We start from the raw sequence: 16901 nt of genomic DNA, 5'->3' as shown, positions 1-16901 counted from the left end.
GTCATCAGGACGGCAGTTTTGCTTGCTTTCCAAGAGAGCCGACCTCGGCACACCGCGAAGCACGGAAACGACGCAACCGCGGTCATGGAGCGGTACATCTAGAACTAACCGCGCCACATGTCCGAGCCGAATGGCCGGCCGGCCCACCAATGCCCAACACCACCGACTGGTTATCGACTATTGCCACAGCCCGAAACAAAATGCAGCTGGTTTCCCTGTTGATCGACGCACGTGAAGATTGACTGTCGCGCGCATCTAATCCAACCACGGCCAACACAACCAAGGAGGATGCCATGGCGACCATTTCGATCAGCATGCCCGCCGACCATGCCCGAGAATATCAGCAGCTCTGGAAGGAGCTCAGGCTCGCCGACGCGCTCGATCTAGAACATGATCTTGGTGAACCCATCGAAGTCGGCAACTTCGATGGTGCCAACCTTGTCCAATGGGTCGTGGATCTGGAGCCAGTTCTAGTGCCTCTTGTGACTGCATCGCTTGCTTATCTGATTACGTCTCGTGGTGAATTCGAATATGAGAAAGATGGCGAAAAGATCCGCTTCAAGAATCTCAAGCCATCGCAGGTAAAGGAGGTCTTTGCGCTGCTCGACACGCGCGACAAGGGCTAACGATGATCCCCCGCCCGGCTTGGCGGATTATCAAACAGCGGCTTGGCCGCACGCCGGCGGGGAGTGTGGCCGCCGCTCATCGTGCTGCGCTCCATCGTCTGCGCGGATTCATTGCCAACCACTATCCCTGGATGCTCGATCATTTCGCTCTGGTGCCCATCAGCACTATGCAGTGGTCGAGCGTCGTGATGGGCTACGGCGATTCCCATGTCGCCTTTATCGACATCGAGCAGGCCAATGCGCTCGAGCTTTTGCTTTTGCGAGGCTTCTGGGGCGAACGGCCGATCATCTCACACGTAGAATATCTTATCAGGGCAGCCGAAGCGTTCTATGACGACGGCGATCTCGTATTGGCCGCCGCCGTGACAGAGCGCGCTAATGCACGCCTCGCCGCTTACAGCGCGGACCAAGGAGCGGGCACGTTCATCCCAAGGCCCAAATATTACGATGAGCAACTAGTCGCAATCTTGCAAGCTCAGTTGCTGCTCAGCTTCATCGCCGGCCACGAGGTCGCACATATTTTGCAACAGGCCGAGGACGCATCATCCCTCACGCTGTTCGCCTGGATTGGCAACCGATATCAAGAACTCCGCTTCGATCGTAGTCGCGATGGTCCGCCGCGCGAGCGCTTCCTTCTTCCTGAGACACTCCAGAAGTTCGACGACTTCGGCCAGCCTAACGGCGTCGCCACGCTTGGAACCAAGATGGGGCTGCGGATGCACGCAATGATAGAGCGGCTGACCGGTGAGCTTCAGGCTGATGGATTTGGCCTGCTCGCAGCAAGCCACGCTGCGATCGAAACCCATATTTCGGCGGATACGGTGTTCCGGGTCCTTTTTATGGCACTTGAATATACCGAGATGCTGATGATGTTGCGCCGACTCCTCCCACGTCTTCCGCGCGGCATGAAACGTGCAGCGATCGCCCATGAAGGGCCCTTTCTCTTTGCCCGTCACATGATGCTGGTGCGATTAGTGCGCGGCGTTCGCGAGGGCGAGGTTTCGGTTCCGAAGTCGATTCGTGCCTTCTGGAGAAGCCTCGATCCCGCGGTACTTAGAAATTACGAAATCCTCGGGAGCGAAGGGAAGCTGGAACAATACTCATTGCGATCAGCCGTCGCTGCGCGTGGCGGCATCGAAGTGGGTCTAGCCGGATCTCTTGGCAAGCACGTCCCGGCAGCGGAGCGTGTCGAAAAGCTGGGGCCGCTGGTGGCAGGCGGGCTCATCGTTGCCGAAGCGCACAGAGGCTTCGGCGAAGCCTATTTCCGCGCGGAAGAACATTTCGACTGGGGCGGCGCTGAAGGCGAGCCGGACCCAGTGTTGCTGGGCTTTGCGCACGCGCTCCAGGATATGGCCGAACTGGCGGCAACCGAAACACGTCCGAAACATCATTTTACCCGCGCCAGCGTTCTGCGAAACGGCAGCGACTCTGCTTTCGTGGAGTTCTTACGCTCGACGAGGTCGCAAGTCTTCAGGATGGCGATCAATCCCGACTGGATGGCTGGTTTCGAGGCAATGCTGCGATAGTGCTTACGATGCGCGTTGCTATGGAAAGCAGGCCGCTTCGCGCGCGAAATCGACCGGCCTTTAGCTGTCACGCCTAGCGGACTTTCACACTGTCGCACCAGGTCTTGCCGTCGGTTCCAAACCCCGTCTAGAGCATCGTCTATAATGTCACGCACCTATGAGCAGTTAATCCCTAGACCCCTACGCGACCCTTTTGAAAAGGCGCTCGGTACGGATGCCGGGTATCTCCTTGATTTCAGCGACCGAACCTTCTCCGATTTCTTCTTCGAAGCGCTGGGTATCGACACCTCGATCTCGAACCTCTTTGATGGCAGGGGTACTTCGAAGGCGAAGCGACTGCGCTCGTTCATCGAAAGGGCGCCGGTGGCCGTAGTTGCGAAGGCGCTGCGCGATTTGTGGGAGTATCGCGAGTCCTTGTCGTGGCCGAGCGTCGGCGTAAGAGACAATTACTTTGCCGTTGTCGGAATATTTGAAGGTGCGAGCGACCACATCGATTCATCAGCTTTCGAGGCGTTCGAACCCAGTCAGACACTCGACGAACTGATTGCGGCGATCCGCCGTGACCTCGACGCGAAAAAACCGCAAGCGGGGCTCGACCGTCTTCACACCTACTGCATGAAGCGGTTCGCATCGCTTGTGCGCAAGCACGGGGGTGGCGAATGCGACCGGCGACGGCATCTTCATTGAGCAGCAAAAAAATCGCGTCGCCCGCGCCTTTCGCGCGCAGCTTCGGCGCCCCCGCCAGAAGCTTTTCAGCCCGGCGCGACAGATCGGCGGCCAGCCGGCAGGTCTCCGCCGCCGCCTGAACCAGCGCCAGGCAGACCGCGCGCTCAAAGTTTTCTTCTCCCGGCTTTGTTCGCCGGCTGGCGCCGGCCGCCGTGCGAAAAGCCGGGCTAAAAGCCTGGGCCATCAGGAGCGGCAGCGGTCGCGGCCAGCGCAGGCCTTGCGCCAGCACCAGGTCGGCGAGCCACCAGGCGAACAGTTCGGCGTCGGGGCGCGTGGCGACGACGTGGGCGGCGATCGCCGCCGCAGCAAACGGCGCCGGCGTCTGCCCCTCCACCAGATTTTCGATGTGCCTGCAGAGTTCGGCGAGAGCATCATCATCCCAGGCGAGCCCGAGCATCTCGGCCACTTTTGCCAGCCGATCGGCGCTGACCGCCGGCGGCTGCAGCGCCAGCTGGCGCCAGGCGCCAAAAATGGCGCCTGCGGGACCGGGATCGGCGCCGGCCGGGCAAAGCTGCCAGGCGTCGCGCAAGGCGGCCTCGTCCTCGGCGCGGCCGGCGAGCCGCATGCTGGCGGCGGCGCATTTGAGCGCCAGGCGCTCGCGCCAGGCGCCGAGGCAGGCAGGCTGCGCCCGAGTGAGCGTGTCGAGCGCGCCCAAGGCGGCGCCGGCCCGGAAGGCGGCGTCGGCGTCGCCGAGCGCACCACCGGCCGCGGGCGCCCAGCCCGGAACGGTGGACGGCGCAGCGGGACTGGCGGTCGCGGGGTCCAGGCGAATCATGATTTTGATGGTAAGGTGGCAGTGCGCTTTTGACGATGATTTTCACACCAAAACGCACAGCTTGTCGGCGCGATAAAACGAATGATAATATTGCCATATCAGTCGCTTAAACTTCCGCAATTTGCTCTGCGAGGCACCCGCGACCGCGGCATCGGTCCAGTTTTGCGATCGGTAAGCCGTCGCTCGCCGTCACCGCAATCGCCTCCGGGAGGCCAATCGCGATATGGAAATCCGGCAGCGTCTCCGATCCGAGATACCCGGCTTGCTCGGACCTCATCAAAGACGGCGCGCGCTCCTCAAGAAAGCTATCTTCGGGTGCCGAGGTCAATGGCAGGCGCTAGCAAGGGCTGCACCGATCGCGACGTAGAATGGCTGCGTGGCCCCAGCTAGGCTTTTTTTCGCGGCCTCGTCATGTCCCCGCAATTGGCATGACGCCAATATTTACACAATGCTTGAAGCTGTTTTTGTTGTGAAGAGCAGTTTTGATCGTTTACTTGCCAGTCGACTCCTGCATAAGAAGGAGGCGTACCGAATCGGTAGCCTGCCTCTGTCTTTGCGTACTCTCGGGCTGTGGCACCGAGTGGGCGATTGAAGACCGCCAGTCCGTTCCCTACCGGGTCGGCAACTAGCGCCCTGGGGCCTTCGTTGGCAAGCCACAGGAGTGCTACAATGTCGAACAGTTCCGGCAAGGACGAAAATCACGGCGGCGGCCCGGGGAAGATTGAGATCACGGTCGTGGTGAACGGTCAGCCCACGCTGATAGAGGCCAATCCTAATCAGCCACTTCACGTCGTTCTCGCAAAAGCCCTTGAAAATACACAAAACGTTGCCCAACCACCGGAAAATTGGGAGCTTAAGGACGAGTCCGGCACCTTGCTGGACGTCGGGAAGAAAGTTGGCGAGTTCGGTTTCGGGACTTCCGTGACCCTGTTCCTCAGTCTGAAGGCGGGGGTAGCCGGTGGCTGAAACCCAGTACGTGGACCCTGAGGTCTCCCGGGCAAAATTCGACCGAGAGATCGACAGGTTCCGGGCACAGGCAAGGTTCTACCGGGCGCAAGGGTGCTTCCTGACTGAGGCGACATTCCCGTCCGCATTCTTCATCTTTGCAACGCCGAAGCTGAAGCCCCGGGTGATCGGTGCAGCCGTCGAGATCGACTTCTCCAATTACGACTTGAGACCTCCGTCCCTGGTTTTCGTCGATCCCTTCACGCTTCAGCCAATTGCCCGCAAGGATCTACAGCTCAGGATGCTGAGACGTCCTCCGCTTCCTGGAACTCCTCCGGAGATGATCGCCACACTGATCCAGCAGAACGCTGTGCCGCTTACGGACTTCATCCAGTCCAATAGTCCCGACGACCCGCCATTTCTGTGCATGGCCGGAATTCGGGAATACCACGACAACCCGGCTCATTCAGGTGATTCATGGCTTCTCCATCGCGGTTCTGGCGAAGGCTCTTTGGCCTTCATCCTGGACAAAATCATCAAGTATGGGACCGGCCCGGTGGATCAGCTTCAGATTCAGCTTCAACCCGTAGTCGGACCGATGGTCGTCTCACTTCAGGCGATTCCGGAATGACTGCATTGAAAGAGGTAGTAACAGTCACTCTGCCGCAAGACTGCGTGTCGAAGGTGCAGGCGCATATGCGCTCGGTAGGCCGCCAAGGTCATGAGGGAATGGGCCTATGGGTAGGCGTTCAGCAAGGGCAGCACTTTGAGATAACAGAAGCCGTGATCCCGGCGCAACGTCACATTCGGACGGACGACGGTGTCTGCGTCATGATTCCGCCCGAAGAACTCCATCGGCTCAATGTCTGGCTCTACAAGAGCGGGTTGAAACTCGTCGCGCAGATACATAGCCATCCGGGCCGAGCCTACCATTCCACAACCGACGACGCATACGCGGTCGCCACCACGGTTGGGTGTCTGTCACTGGTGGTGCCGAATTTCGCCCGCGAGCCCTTCGATCTTGCTCGGATCGCCGCCTATCGACTTGATGGAAAGGCCACGTGGATCGAGGTGCCATCCGCGGCCCTGACGAGCATGATCACGATTACGAGCTGAATAATGGCCCTCGCAAACTTCATTGACCGCGCGGCCACGGCAGCATCTCAGGTCCTGACCGACTTTCATCTAGGCGACTTCAAGACAGCGCTCGAAAAGCAAGTCGTGGCTGTGGCCTTCGACGACAATGCCGTCTCGTGTGCCGAAGGCCGGGCGACGCTTGATCTCACGGTGAGGTTGCTTGCTCGACTGTATCCGATTCTGGCAATACTCCCCCTTGATGACGCGGCGAGCACTCAAGCCCAAGCCCTCGAGCGCCTGGCAAAGTCGATCAATCCAAAAATTGGCATCCGGCGTTCCGGCAAGTCTGCCACGATCTGTGTGGTTGCAGGCGCAATGCGTCCATCACTTGGGTGCCCGACCTTCTTTATGGGATCGGAGGGTTGGGCGGCAAAGCTCTCACGTACGGGCCCCGTGGGCTCCGGCTCGAGTTCGCTGCCCTATGGAGCGGGCGCCGCAAGCTGCTTTGCCGCCGCGAACGTCTTTCGAACCGTCTTCGGCTTGCAGCTGACCGGCGCCGAGTTGGACGAGTACATCGATCTCTCGTTATTCACCTACAGCAGAAGAAAATCAGGCGATCCAAGCCCGATTGAATTTCCTGTCGACCTGGGCGAAACCCATCTCGTGGGGCTCGGCGCGATCGGCCATGGCTCGCTTTGGACGTTAGCAAGGCAATCCGGTCTTTCCGGCCGCCTGCATGTGATCGACCACGAGTCCATCGAACTCTCAAACCTCCAGCGCTACGTGTTGGCCGGTCAGTCGGATGTGGGGATGCTCAAGACCGAATTCGCGATGAATGCGCTTGGATCGACCGCTCTCAAGGTTGAGGCGCACCCGCTGCGATGGGCTGACTATGTTGCGCATCGAGGTGATTGGCGCTTCGAGCGCGTTGGTGTCGCACTCGACACCGCCGCTGACCGCCTCGCTGTACAAGGGACTCTCCCCCGTTGGATCGCAAATGCCTGGACACAGGAGCATGATCTAGGGGTGTCGCGCCATGGTTTTGATGATGGCCGGGCTTGCCTTTGCTGCATGTACCTGCCAACAGGAAGATCCAAGGACGAGCACCAACTGTTCGCCGAAGAACTCGGGATGCTGGAAGCACATGACCAGGTAAAAACGCTTCTCCAGACCAACGCTGCAGTCCCACACGACTTTGTAGCTCGGGTGGCAACAGCCATGGGCGTGCCGTTCGAGCCTCTCGCTCGGTTCGTTGGCCAACCGCTCCGTTCCTTCTACCAGCAGGCAATCTGTGGCGGTGTGGTGTTCCAGCTAAGCGGCGGAAGTCGTCTCGTTCGAACCGTGGTTCCGATGGCATTTCAGTCAGCGCTCGCCGGCATCATGCTCGCCGCGGAGCTGGTCAAACACAGTTCAGGTCTTCCCGCTAGCCCAACGACGAGCACGCGCCTGAATCTTCTGCGTCCGCTTGGATCCCACTTGCATGATCCGAAGGCCAAAGATTCCAGCGGTCGCTGCATCTGTAGTGATGAGGATTTCATTGGCGCGTATAGGCGGAAATACGGCAACACCGTGGAACAGCCGAGCAAGGTGTCTGCCGCCTGAGCAATCTGACGTCTTCCCAGCCGGGGTGCTCCAAGCTGCCACCGAAAAATGACAATGCGGGGCGCCATTACGAAACGCTAAGTCCGCTTCTTTGCCGACCGACCCTCCAGGAGATGCCCTCGCGCTGCACAACCCCGGAAACCTCCTTGCCGACGTGACGATCGAGCACCGGCCGCCACGGCACCAGCGTGAACTCGCGCGATTTTTCGATTACAGCATATTTTCCGCCCGAGAGCTCGACTGAGCGTCGAAGCGTGCCCTCCAGTCGATCTCCAGGCTTTGCTTCAAAATAGGAGAGCCCGAGCTCGCTCGAAAGCCGACCGGCAACGCGGTTCAGCTCGCGCTGGCGCAGGATCGATATCAGATTGGCGCGATAGACAATTCGGTCCTGCTCTTCGTGCGCTAAACCCTGCGCAATCAGCCATTGCCTCCGGCGAGCCTGCGCCTCATGCACGTCACGGCCAAAGCCGGATTTGCGCAGTGTCTCAGGCGCATCGGAACCTAGCTCCTGATCAATCCAGGTGGCACCGTCAAAACTGACTTGCTTCTCCAGCGGCAGTGATGAGAGCTTATCGACCAGGACTGGCTCCGCCTTCGCGCGATCGCGCTCGTATTCCGCAACACGATCGAGATGGTCCGGGTCGATCGTCCAGGTGCCATCCGGCTGGCGCTCCAAGCCGCCGGCGGCTCGCCGGATCGCTTCCAGCCGCCGGACATGCGTCTCCGCAAAGCGTTCGGTGGCGGAAGGGTCCTGCCTCAGATGGATATCGACATTGTAGCGCCCGCCATTCGCTGCAGCGATGTCCGCGATCGTACGGTCGACCCGTCTGGGCTCGGTGTTCCGCGGCGTGACCCGCACGATACTGCCATCGGGCGTCGGTTCGGTTGCCTCGCCTTTCCCGATATCGATGTAATGGCTTTTGCCGTCCAAACCATCGACGATGAGGTAATGCCGGTCTTGGATTTCGTCTGCCAACCCGCGCGCGACCACGCGGCCGACCACAGGCTCGGCATTCTGTCCCGCATCGTACACAATATAGTCGGCGGCACTGCGCGCAATTCCCTTACTGGTCAGTTCGCGATGCATGGTCTTGATGATGTCGCCGCGCTCGCCTAACCGGCGCAGCGTCGCTTCAAGCTGATCGTTCAGCCGCCAGCGGTCGGAGCCGGCCTCCTCAGCCAAACCCATCCGCTCGAGCTTGCGCAGGCGCCCCTGCTGCACCGTCTGGCGAAACGCATTGCGACTGTCCGGCGAGACAAGCTTATCGTCGTCGCGCATTCGTAGCAGTTGCCGGTCGATGCTGGTGAAGCATTCTTGCTCCATTTCCTGACGCAGGCGCTGCTCGATTTCGCGGTCTGTACGGGGACCAAGATCGAGGCTCACCAGCTCCGCCGCGCGCTCTCGCAAACCAGAGGAAATGTACTCGCGCGCGATGACGAGATTCTCGCCGCGGTCGTCCTTGCCGCGGATGATGACGTGCGTATGCGGATGGCCAGTGTTGAAATGATCGACGGCCACCCAATCGAGCTTCGTGCCGAGGTCTTCTTCCATCTGCGCCATCAGGCGCCGGGTCAGCGGCTTGAGATCGTCATACTCGATACCGTCCTCAGGTGCGACGATGAAGCGGAACTGATGCCGGTCGCCGTCTGCACGATCGACGAAGGCCTTGCCGTCGACGCCGTCGCTCTCGGCACCGTAAAGCTCGCCAGGCTCGCCTTCGCGGGTGACGCCGTCGCGCTGGAGATAGCGCAGATGCGCACGCGCTCCGTCCGCGGCCTTGCCGGCGAGCTTCACAACCCGTGCCTTGACGATCACACGACGTCGCCGGAAGGCAGCATATCGGTCGCGTGACTTGAGCAGCGCTGCGGCAGCCCCACCGCGCCCAACCCGGCTTCCCGTGAAGCTTGCGCCGCGCTTCGGCCTGCCCCCGGCTCTGTTGATTGCTGCCCGGACCTGGCCCACGAAGCGTTTGCCCGCCTTCGAGCCGCGCGACCCAATCTTGCCGAGCTTGGGCCTGAAGTCTTCATCCTGCACGGAAGCCTCCTACAGAACTCCAGCAAAATCAACTACTTGCATAGATTCGCTCTCCTGCTTCTGAAGGCAACCTCCAGGAAAAACGATGTGCAGACAAAGACTTCGCCGCCTCGTGGAGGCGGTGTCTTTATCTTGCCTTCCCTCAACTCAGCCCTCAGCCCTCAACTCAGCCGCCAGCCCCAGCCCCCAGCCCCTCGCCCCGCGCTCGGGCTGATCGTCACGCCTCCCCTCATCTGCCGGCCGGCCGCGCTGACCCTGGCTGAGACCCGAGCGGCACCAGAACTGCGCCACTCGAACCGGCCGCCGAAACGCCATCCCTTAGGAAAAACAATTCGCGCCCTAAGGAGATTTTAGGCGCTTTTGGCGGTCGAGATTTGCGCTTGAACTGATCCATGTCGGCCGCCGAAACACCAGCCGCCTTAAGCTGTTTCAGATACAAAACTGTCTCTCTCGGCAGCGGCTTCCCGCGTTCCAGATGCGCCTCATATCGATCCGGCCCGGCGTTGTAGGCTGCGAACAGCCCAGGAAAGCCGAAGCGATCATACATGGCGCGCAGATAGGCTGTACCGGCCAGAATATTGTCGCGCGGATCGTGCGGATCGGCTCCGAGATCATGCTCGACGTGCAGTTCCTCATAGGTGTCGGGCATCACCTGCATCAGCCCAATCGCGCCGGCTCGTGAAGTGATCGGCCGATCGTTGAGCATGGTCTGCCCCCGGCTTTCGGCGTCCATGACGGCATAAATCCAGCCTTGAGGAACACTGAAGCGCCGGCTTGCCTCGGCTACGAACTCTTGCCATCTTGCCAGCTGCGGACTTTGGGAGATGACGGCCGGCTCAGCGCCGGTCGCGGCGGAACAGGCGCATGGCGCAATCGACACCATGCCCAAAATCAGGAGGGTCACTCGGTCCATAGCGGCACGAGCCTCCCAACGATATTGGCGGCCGGCACCGGCCCGAAATACCGGCTGTCGAAGGAGCCGGGAGCCTCGCCATTGATAAGGAAAACTTCGTCGCCGGTGAGTGCCCGGCATTCGTTCCACCAAGGCAAGGTTCGGCCTTGCGTGTCGACCGGAAGGCGGCGTGTCACGATCTCGCCGCCGATGATGATGGCGTCATTGAAGGCGCAGACATGCTCATGCGGCAGTGCTGCGATGCGCTTCACCAGCGGCACGTTGCGAGGCAGATAGCCGCGTTGGTCGGCGAGGTGAGCGGCCATTTTGGGCAAGCGGACAAGCACGAAATCACCGGCGCGAGCGGTACCAAGGCCAAGGCCATAGAGCCCGATTGGCGCGCTGGCCGAGGCATTCCAGACCAGGACGGGCGTCGGCTTGACGAAAGCGGTTAAGCCGATCAGGCCAAGACCGATGCTTGCCGCGGCAAGCGTCTTGCGCGCGCGAACGCGCCGCAAACGGCTGCCGATCAGATGAAGAGAAGGCCGCGCGATCATGACCGGCCTCCGCGATTGTCATCGGCGTCGGAGCCCCTCGGCTGGCCTTTCGACCAGGCGTCGAGCTCGTCGATGTGGTAGCGCACGAAGCGGCCGTGCTTGCGAAATTGCGGGCCGCCGCCCTTGAGCCGCATCTTTTCGAGCGTGCGCTGAGAGAGCCCGACATAGAAAGCGGCCTGCGCGGTGTTGAGGAACGGACTGCCCTTCTTGGCGCGGGCGGCGCGTTCGTTTTCGTCGTCCATGATGATCCTCGTTTGCCGATTGGAGACTGCGGCGAGGATCGGCGAGCGAGAGCGCTTGCGGGACGGGCGAAGAGTCAATGGCGAGTTTTCGCCGCCGCTGCGGGCTGGCTGAGTTCGGCTGAAAGAGCCCCCGCGCCGGTGGCGCGGGGGCCTGTTGCCTCAGTCGGCCGGGTTCCAGATGATGGCGAAGGTGTCGTCGTCATCCTGGCCGGCGGCGCGGCCGAGATTGGCGTAGAGTTTTCTCGGGCCGAACTCCGGTGCTGCGATCGACAGGCTCACATAGTCCTTGCCGGATGCCTCGCCGATCCTGATCCAGCCGGCACCGACCTCGACGCCTTGCGTGAGCACCCTAAAGTCGGGATGGGTGTCGGCGCTCTTTGACTGGTTGGGCACGATGGCGATGTCGGCGCGGACGCTGAGCGTCTTGAGCTGGCCCTTGTAGCTGCCATTGTCCTGCTTGGTAACGTATCCGATCGCGGTCATTTGAAAGTCTCCTTTTTGCTTGTCGCCGGGGACCATTCCCCTGCGATGGCGGACCGTGATGGGCGCGTCTGGGCCGGCTGAACCCGCAGGGCCGCAGCGGCAGCGGAGGACCCGAGCGGGCAGCTTTTTTGAAGCGAAGCGGGCGCGAGGAGCCGCCGCAGGCGGCGGGGAAAAAAGCTGCTGGCCGAGGGTTTCGGGCGGACCGGATCCGCCCATAGGTCATCAAGCCAGCGGCAGGGGAATGGTGCTCGCACAAGCAAAAGGAGATGTCGCGAAGACGCGGGTCGCGGCAGCCAGGCCGACGTTGGCCGAGGAGAGGTTGCGCACGCTCCGGCGCCGCGCCAGCGCTATCGTGCCAAGCAAAAAGCGCCAGATTGCCACCACCGGGCCGGGTGTTTTCGAAATTCCGTCGCCCGGTGCGCGCGGCTGAAACCGGACCGGCGCTGCGCTCTACAGGAGACTTTGCCGAGCGGCAAATGCTGCCCGGTTGGCGCGCGAGCGGCGACGCCAGAAAACGTCGCCGTCCGCCATGCGAGGATCATTCTGACACGAACAGCGTCTGGACCTTCGCCCACTGATCGGCGGTGCGGAACCCGCCACGGTTCGTGTAGCTCGACACCGGGAATGCCATCCAGCGCGGCAGCCAGCCGTCGACTTTTTGCCTGCCGTTTTCGCCGCAAAGGAAGTCGCGAATGATATTCTTTTGCGTCTTCACCTTCTCCGAAGAATTGCCATCGGCGACGAGCCTGCCGCCGACATCGGCGAGGATTTCGGTGGCGACTTGCCTGTCGCGCAACAGCTCGAAGAAGGCATCGTCGGCCTGCCAATGGCCGCGCATGTCGAGGCCAAGATGATTGCCGAGCGCTTCGACAATCGCGCTGCCGGTGCAAAGCGTCTCGGCCATGACCAGCGCCAGAACGCGTAGGACATCGTCGTTAGGGAGTGCCAGCAGTCGGGCAAAGACGCTGGCCAGCGCAAACTCGTCGCCATTGCCACCGGTCACGGGGCCGTCCTCATCGACAGAACCGAGCAGGGTCAGAACCTCGCGCTGCTTCTCGGCAAACGCCGCTTCGGCCTTGCAAGCGGCGATGCTGGCGGCCACCGTTTCGTTGGCCGCGCGCTGCGGCTCGGGACGTACCGTCCACAGGCTCGAGCCGACAACGGCGTGCGCCACCATCAGGCGCAGCGCGACGCCCGGATGATCGAGCAAGGCGGTGCGCACGGCGGCGTGACGGTGCAGATCGACATAGTTCTGCATCGGCCCGCTCAACTCGGGACGCGACGGTTTGGCACGCGGTTCGGCTTCCTCACCAAACTCGCCTTCTGCGCGGACGCGGCGCGCTTCCTTGCGCGACAGATAGCCCTCATGACATTCCACCTCGCCGCGCTGCGAGACGGTGATGATCACCTTGCCGCCCTTCTTCTTCGGCGTCTTTTCGTAGTCCCACGAATGGAAATACTGGCCCGGTTCGAGCGCGACCACCTCGGGCCAGCCGGCTTCGATATAGGTGTCACGCTTGGCTGCGATGGCCTCGTTCTGCTTTTGCCAGAACAGGTCGGCGTCGGCGAAATAGCTGTCCTCGCCGAACAGGTCAGTCACGATCAGGCCGCCATAGTCCTCGATTGGAAACAGCGCCACCTTGGTCGAAATCGACTGACCGCCGAACAGCCATTGCTTCAATTGCCAGCCGCGCGGGGCACGTTGCTCGGGATCGCAAAAGAGCGCCAGCCACTCCTTCTGCTGCGCCTTGGAAGCCATGGTGAGATGGCGCACTGTTTCGGTGTCGATCTCCTCGCGGCGATAGGCTTCGCGTATCTTTGGCAGCAGGTCGCCGAGCGCCAGAATGCGCTTCACCTGAGGCTCGGTGAGGCCGAAGGTGGCGGCAATGTCGGCGATGCCCCTCCCCTCCTTGATCAGGCGCGCAAAGGTCTCCCACTGTGCCACTTCATCAGGGTCGAGGCGGGCGATGTTCTCGATGAGCGAAGCCTCCAGCGCATCGGCGTCGTCCCCTTCTTCCATGATGGCGCAGGGCAGCGGTTCGGCCTCGCCGCGCTCGTCGGCGACCGTTTTGGCTGCGAAATAGCGCCGCCGCCCGGCGACGATTTCGAAGCTGTCCGGCGTGCCATTGGGCCGGATCAGAAGCGGCACGAGCACGCCGCGCGCCCTGACCGAGGGCAGGATGTCGGATATGTCTGGCGCGCGCTTTGAATGACGCATGTTGATGGCCGAAACGCTCAACTGGTCGATGGAAACATGGGCAAGCTGCATGGGTCTTTCTCCTTTGTCTGGGCTTGAAAAGCCCACCGCGAGGCCGCAGGCCGAGCGGCGGGGTGTTTGCGCCTGGCGGCGCGGTCATTCCGCCCGGTCTGGCGGAAGCTCGGGAGTGGGGATTTCGAGAGCGACGGCGGCCTGCCGCAAAAGCCGCTCGGCCTCGGTAATGTGGCCGGCAATCCGGGCGGCTTCGGCATAGACCGAGAGCGGAAAGCGCACGAAAATAGAGATCGCGCTCGATGCCAAGGCCAAGCGGTGCCTTGACGGCTTGCAGTTCGGCGAGGCTGACGCTGCCGAGTTCGGGGAAGCCGAAGCCGAGATCGCAAAGCCCGAACAGCGTGTCGCCGTCAGCGTCGAGTTCGCTCAGAAGCCAAGTCGCGGCGCCGACCGGATTGAACAGTTTGACGACCGGAACATGGTCGGTTTCGGCTTCGGCGGCGCCATTGGCGAGCAGGCGGGCGCGCAATTCGTCGGTGATCAGGATCATGGCAAAGCTTCCTTTTCAGAACAGGTCGAACTGGCTCAGAACAGGTCGAGCTGGTTTCGTTTGGCTTCATCGAAGAGGCCGAAATCGAGCATCTGCTCGCCTTTCGGCGTCGGCTCGCTCTGCAGCGCAATGGGATCGGGAGCGCTCATGCCGCGATCCCTTTGCGCATCTTGGTTTCGGCATCCGTCTGGAAGGCCAGCAGGAAATCGGCGGCTTTCGAGGCAAGGCTGGCAGCGCGGAAAATGGCGCGGTTGTCCTCGCGCAGCACCTCGAGCCATGAGGCGATATAGTCGGCGTGACGCACGGTCGGCTCGATGCCGAGGCTCGAGCAGGTAAAGGCAGCCGTGATCTCTGCCACCAGTTCCTCGCGCGCATAGGCGTTGGTGCCGAACGAGCCGGAGAGGTCACGCGCAAGCCGCGTTGGGTGCCCGGTCCAGTGGCCAAGCTCGTGGAAGCAGGTTCGGTAATAGTTGATCTGCTCGAAGAACGCCGGTTGCGGCGGCAGTTGAACAAAATCGGCGGACGGCATGTAAAAGGCGCGGTCGCCGCCGATGCGGATATCGGCACCGGTTTTGCAAACAAGCGCCTCGGCATGCGGGATGATGTGGCGTTCGGGCAGCGGCTCGGGCTGGCTGTAAAGCTCGTCGGGCAGGCCCTCGCACTGCGCGACATTGAAGACGGTGAAGCGCTTGAGAAACGGCACCGCCTGCGGCTCGGTATCTTCCGTCTTGGCGCGTTCCTTCTCGTTTTTCGGGATGAAGCGATCGGCATGCACGATGGTCGTGCCGTGCTCGCCTTTGCGGACATTGCCGCCAAGGGAAAGCGCCTGCCGGAAGGTAAGCCAGTTCTGGCCGGCATAGCCGTGTTCGATGACCGCGCCCCACAGGATCAGGATGTTGATGCCGGAATAGCCGCGCCCCGTGGCGGCATTCTTCGGCAGGCCAAGGCTGGCCTTGGCGCTGCCCCAGGGCTTCACCCATGGCACGCAACCCCGCTCCAGATCGGCGATGATGCGGTCTGTGATTTCGCAATAAAGGCTGCGCTTCAGCGGCTCGCTGCTGTTGCCGCCAACTTCTCCGCTAGCGCTGTGTTTGCCGGTTTTGCGCATGACTTGACCTCCGCTCGCCAATCTCGCCGCGCCCTTCCCCGCAAAGCGGGGTGGGCGGCGAAAAACGACCGGAAAGGCCCGCCGTCAGAGGTGGCCGGCATCCGAAGGACCGGAACGCAAGTGGAGGACCCGGAGCGCGAGCGGAGGGTTGCGGGCCGCCGCGGCGGGCCTAGAAGGGAGAGCCGCCCACACCGCGCCGCCGGGAAGGCCAAATCAAAAAACAACGCCGCCCCGGGGCGGCGACCGGCACAGCCCGCAAGGGCTGCCCGCGCCAGGGGGCGAAGCCGAATGGCCGAGACCGCCTGAGCGACGCGAAGACAAGCGGGCTCGGTTCACGAGCACCCGGTGCGCGCCTTCAGGCGCGCAGGTGCCCGGCAATTTGCGCGCAAAGATCGATTATTTGTCGGGACGAACCAGATCCATGTGGCTGACGCCAAGCGCCAATGCCAGTTCATAGATGGTGACGATCGTCGGATTGCGGCGGCCCTTCTCCAGACCGCTGATATACTGCTGGCTGAAGCCTGACACCTCAGCGAGCTGTTCCTGCGTCAGACCCTTCTTCAGCCTGATGCTAATCACATTCCGACCGACCAACTGACGCATGTCCATGCGTGAGTAGTCATCGGATCAGGCTGCTTGAGTTTATCAACTATAATATGTATTCCACACCAAGCGTCCCAATCCACTCGCGGACGGGTTTTGCGCGCCCGCTCTTGGAGATAGAATCAGCGATGTTGCAGCCTCACTCGAGCATGCCGGTAGCGGATGAAGCGCCGTGGTCCGACAGCCTCACGGCTTACGACAAAGAGCACTTCACCATCTATATGCGCTTGCTGGATGCCGCCGCCGATGACGCCAGCTACGAGGAGATGGCCGATCTGATTCTCGGCATCGATCCGGAGCGCGAACCAGAACGCGCCCGCAATGCGGCGCGCAGCCATCTCGACCGGGCGAACTGGATGGTAACGACGGGCTACAGGGAGCTGTTCGCCAGCTGACGCATTTATACGGCACGTCAGGCAAGAAAATCGAGATAGCCGCCATTCATGAGCATGCGGGCCCGTGCCACGGCACGTCGGATGCGATCGCGCAGATGGTCGCGCGGATCCGTCCAGTCGGCCCGCACGCGCGTCTGACCAATCAGCGCTTCGGCGATGTCTCGGTACGAGGCGCCCGCAATTGAGCCGTCAAGCGCCCGCAGAACAAAGCGCAGGCGACGACCGCGCGCTTCCGGCGCAAACAGTCTTTTCGGCAAGCGTCCCCCTGCAACGAGACTATTGAGGCATTTGAGCGCCCAGAGGCGTTGCCGCCACTCACCGGCCGGCCAGACCGCATCGGTGCGCAGCAGAACGGGGCCGAGGATACTCTGCCCCAAAACGGCGAGCTGCAGCTGCCGGCCGGCGCTGTGCAGCAGAAGATGCTCAGAGCCGTCAACCAGCCTGAGCACACTCGCACGGCAGGGCAGACGCGCCGCTTCGAACGCCGGCATCGCCGGCGAGGAGGACACCTGTTCGGTGACGACCGGCAACACTTGAGCGCATCGGCTCG

The 16901-nt window shown here is 61.9% G+C and carries 17 protein-coding genes and 2 pseudogenes; 8 read left to right on the top strand and 11 right to left on the bottom strand.

Going from position 1 to position 16901, the window contains the following annotated elements; genetic code table 11:
• Positions 1 to 293: 293 nt before the first annotated feature.
• The 3 genes from ACVMIM_RS13020 (at position 294) to ACVMIM_RS13010 (ending at position 2839) form a co-directional block, all read left to right on the top strand.
• On the top strand, positions 294 to 626 hold the full coding sequence (locus tag ACVMIM_RS13020) for a hypothetical protein (protein WP_040980037.1): 333 nt from the start codon (positions 294 to 296) through the stop codon (positions 624 to 626).
• 2 nt (positions 627 to 628) lie between these two features.
• Positions 629 to 2152 carry a hypothetical protein gene (locus ACVMIM_RS13015; RefSeq protein WP_476112349.1) on the top strand — a complete coding sequence of 508 codons (1524 nt, stop codon included), beginning with the start codon at positions 629 to 631 and terminating at the stop codon, positions 2150 to 2152.
• 144 nt (positions 2153 to 2296) lie between these two features.
• A complete protein-coding gene (locus tag ACVMIM_RS13010) occupies positions 2297 to 2839 on the top strand; it encodes a hypothetical protein (protein ID WP_052457612.1) in 543 nt (180 codons plus the stop codon).
• 34 nt (positions 2840 to 2873) lie between these two features.
• Here ACVMIM_RS13010 and ACVMIM_RS13005 read toward each other — a convergent pair.
• A pseudogene (locus tag ACVMIM_RS13005) lies at positions 2874 to 3653 on the bottom strand (DUF1403 family protein); the annotation flags it as partial.
• A 669-nt stretch (positions 3654 to 4322) separates the two neighbouring features.
• On the opposite strand from ACVMIM_RS13005, the gene ACVMIM_RS13000 reads away from it, so the two are divergent.
• Genes ACVMIM_RS13000 through ACVMIM_RS12985 form a run of 4 tightly spaced genes read left to right on the top strand, consistent with a single transcriptional unit; the run spans position 4323 to position 7277 of the window.
• Complete coding sequence (locus tag ACVMIM_RS13000; RefSeq protein WP_040980031.1) at positions 4323 to 4619, top strand: DUF2604 domain-containing protein; 297 nt, start codon at positions 4323 to 4325, stop codon at positions 4617 to 4619.
• Positions 4612 to 5229 carry a putative metal-binding protein gene (locus tag ACVMIM_RS12995; protein WP_040980029.1) on the top strand — a complete coding sequence of 206 codons (618 nt, stop codon included), beginning with the start codon at positions 4612 to 4614 and terminating at the stop codon, positions 5227 to 5229. The genes ACVMIM_RS13000 and ACVMIM_RS12995 overlap by 8 nt, the downstream gene beginning before the upstream one ends.
• Positions 5226 to 5714, top strand: coding sequence for a Mov34/MPN/PAD-1 family protein (locus tag ACVMIM_RS12990; RefSeq protein ID WP_040980027.1), 489 nt, complete (start codon positions 5226 to 5228; stop codon positions 5712 to 5714). Before ACVMIM_RS12995 ends, ACVMIM_RS12990 begins: the two co-directional genes overlap by 4 nt.
• A 3-nt stretch (positions 5715 to 5717) precedes the next feature.
• The gene (locus ACVMIM_RS12985) at positions 5718 to 7277 is read left to right on the top strand and encodes an E2 ligase fold family C protein (RefSeq protein ID WP_040980025.1); all 1560 of its coding nucleotides are present in this window, start codon (positions 5718 to 5720) and stop codon (positions 7275 to 7277) included.
• Between the two features lie 67 nt (positions 7278 to 7344).
• Here the strand turns inward: ACVMIM_RS12985 and rlxS are convergent, their stop codons facing one another.
• From rlxS to ACVMIM_RS12940, 9 genes and pseudogenes are all read right to left on the bottom strand, one after another.
• Complete coding sequence (gene rlxS, locus ACVMIM_RS12980) at positions 7345 to 9312, bottom strand: relaxase/mobilization nuclease RlxS (RefSeq protein ID WP_040980023.1); 1968 nt, start codon at positions 9310 to 9312, stop codon at positions 7345 to 7347.
• Positions 9313 to 9541: 229 nt separating this feature from the next.
• Positions 9542 to 10225 (bottom strand): lytic transglycosylase domain-containing protein, encoded by a 684-nt coding sequence (locus tag ACVMIM_RS12975; RefSeq protein ID WP_040980021.1) that lies wholly within the window; start codon positions 10223 to 10225, stop codon positions 9542 to 9544.
• Positions 10213 to 10761, bottom strand: coding sequence for a S26 family signal peptidase (locus ACVMIM_RS12970; protein WP_040980019.1), 549 nt, complete (start codon positions 10759 to 10761; stop codon positions 10213 to 10215). The genes ACVMIM_RS12975 and ACVMIM_RS12970 overlap by 13 nt, the downstream gene beginning before the upstream one ends.
• Complete coding sequence (locus tag ACVMIM_RS12965; protein ID WP_040980017.1) at positions 10758 to 11003, bottom strand: helix-turn-helix transcriptional regulator; 246 nt, start codon at positions 11001 to 11003, stop codon at positions 10758 to 10760. Before ACVMIM_RS12965 ends, ACVMIM_RS12970 begins: the two co-directional genes overlap by 4 nt.
• A 159-nt stretch (positions 11004 to 11162) precedes the next feature.
• A complete protein-coding gene (locus ACVMIM_RS12960) occupies positions 11163 to 11486 on the bottom strand; it encodes a DUF736 domain-containing protein (RefSeq protein ID WP_040980015.1) in 324 nt (107 codons plus the stop codon).
• Between the two features lie 538 nt (positions 11487 to 12024).
• Complete coding sequence (locus ACVMIM_RS12955) at positions 12025 to 13755, bottom strand: ParB/RepB/Spo0J family partition protein (protein WP_476112345.1); 1731 nt, start codon at positions 13753 to 13755, stop codon at positions 12025 to 12027.
• An 84-nt stretch (positions 13756 to 13839) separates the two neighbouring features.
• Positions 13840 to 14245 (bottom strand): annotated as a pseudogene (locus ACVMIM_RS12950) (DUF2958 domain-containing protein).
• Between the two features lie 145 nt (positions 14246 to 14390).
• Positions 14391 to 15353 carry an ArdC family protein gene (locus tag ACVMIM_RS12945; protein WP_040980008.1) on the bottom strand — a complete coding sequence of 321 codons (963 nt, stop codon included), beginning with the start codon at positions 15351 to 15353 and terminating at the stop codon, positions 14391 to 14393.
• 396 nt (positions 15354 to 15749) lie between these two features.
• Entirely contained in the window at positions 15750 to 15962 is a 213-nt protein-coding gene (locus ACVMIM_RS12940) for a helix-turn-helix transcriptional regulator (RefSeq protein WP_040972971.1), read from the bottom strand.
• Positions 15963 to 16084: 122 nt separating this feature from the next.
• On the opposite strand from ACVMIM_RS12940, the gene ACVMIM_RS12935 reads away from it, so the two are divergent.
• The gene (locus tag ACVMIM_RS12935; RefSeq protein WP_040980006.1) at positions 16085 to 16351 is read left to right on the top strand and encodes a DNA -binding domain-containing protein; all 267 of its coding nucleotides are present in this window, start codon (positions 16085 to 16087) and stop codon (positions 16349 to 16351) included.
• A gap of 17 nt (positions 16352 to 16368) precedes the next feature.
• Here ACVMIM_RS12935 and ACVMIM_RS12930 read toward each other — a convergent pair whose 3' ends face one another.
• Positions 16369 to 16884, bottom strand: coding sequence for a DNA -binding domain-containing protein (locus tag ACVMIM_RS12930; protein ID WP_476112342.1), 516 nt, complete (start codon positions 16882 to 16884; stop codon positions 16369 to 16371).
• Between the last annotated feature and the right edge of the window lie 17 nt (positions 16885 to 16901).

It is taken from the genome of Mesorhizobium sp. USDA 4413, assembly GCF_056280365.1.
The sequence above is the reverse complement of the archived record's forward strand: the minus strand, read 5'-3'. Positions and strand labels throughout refer to the sequence as shown.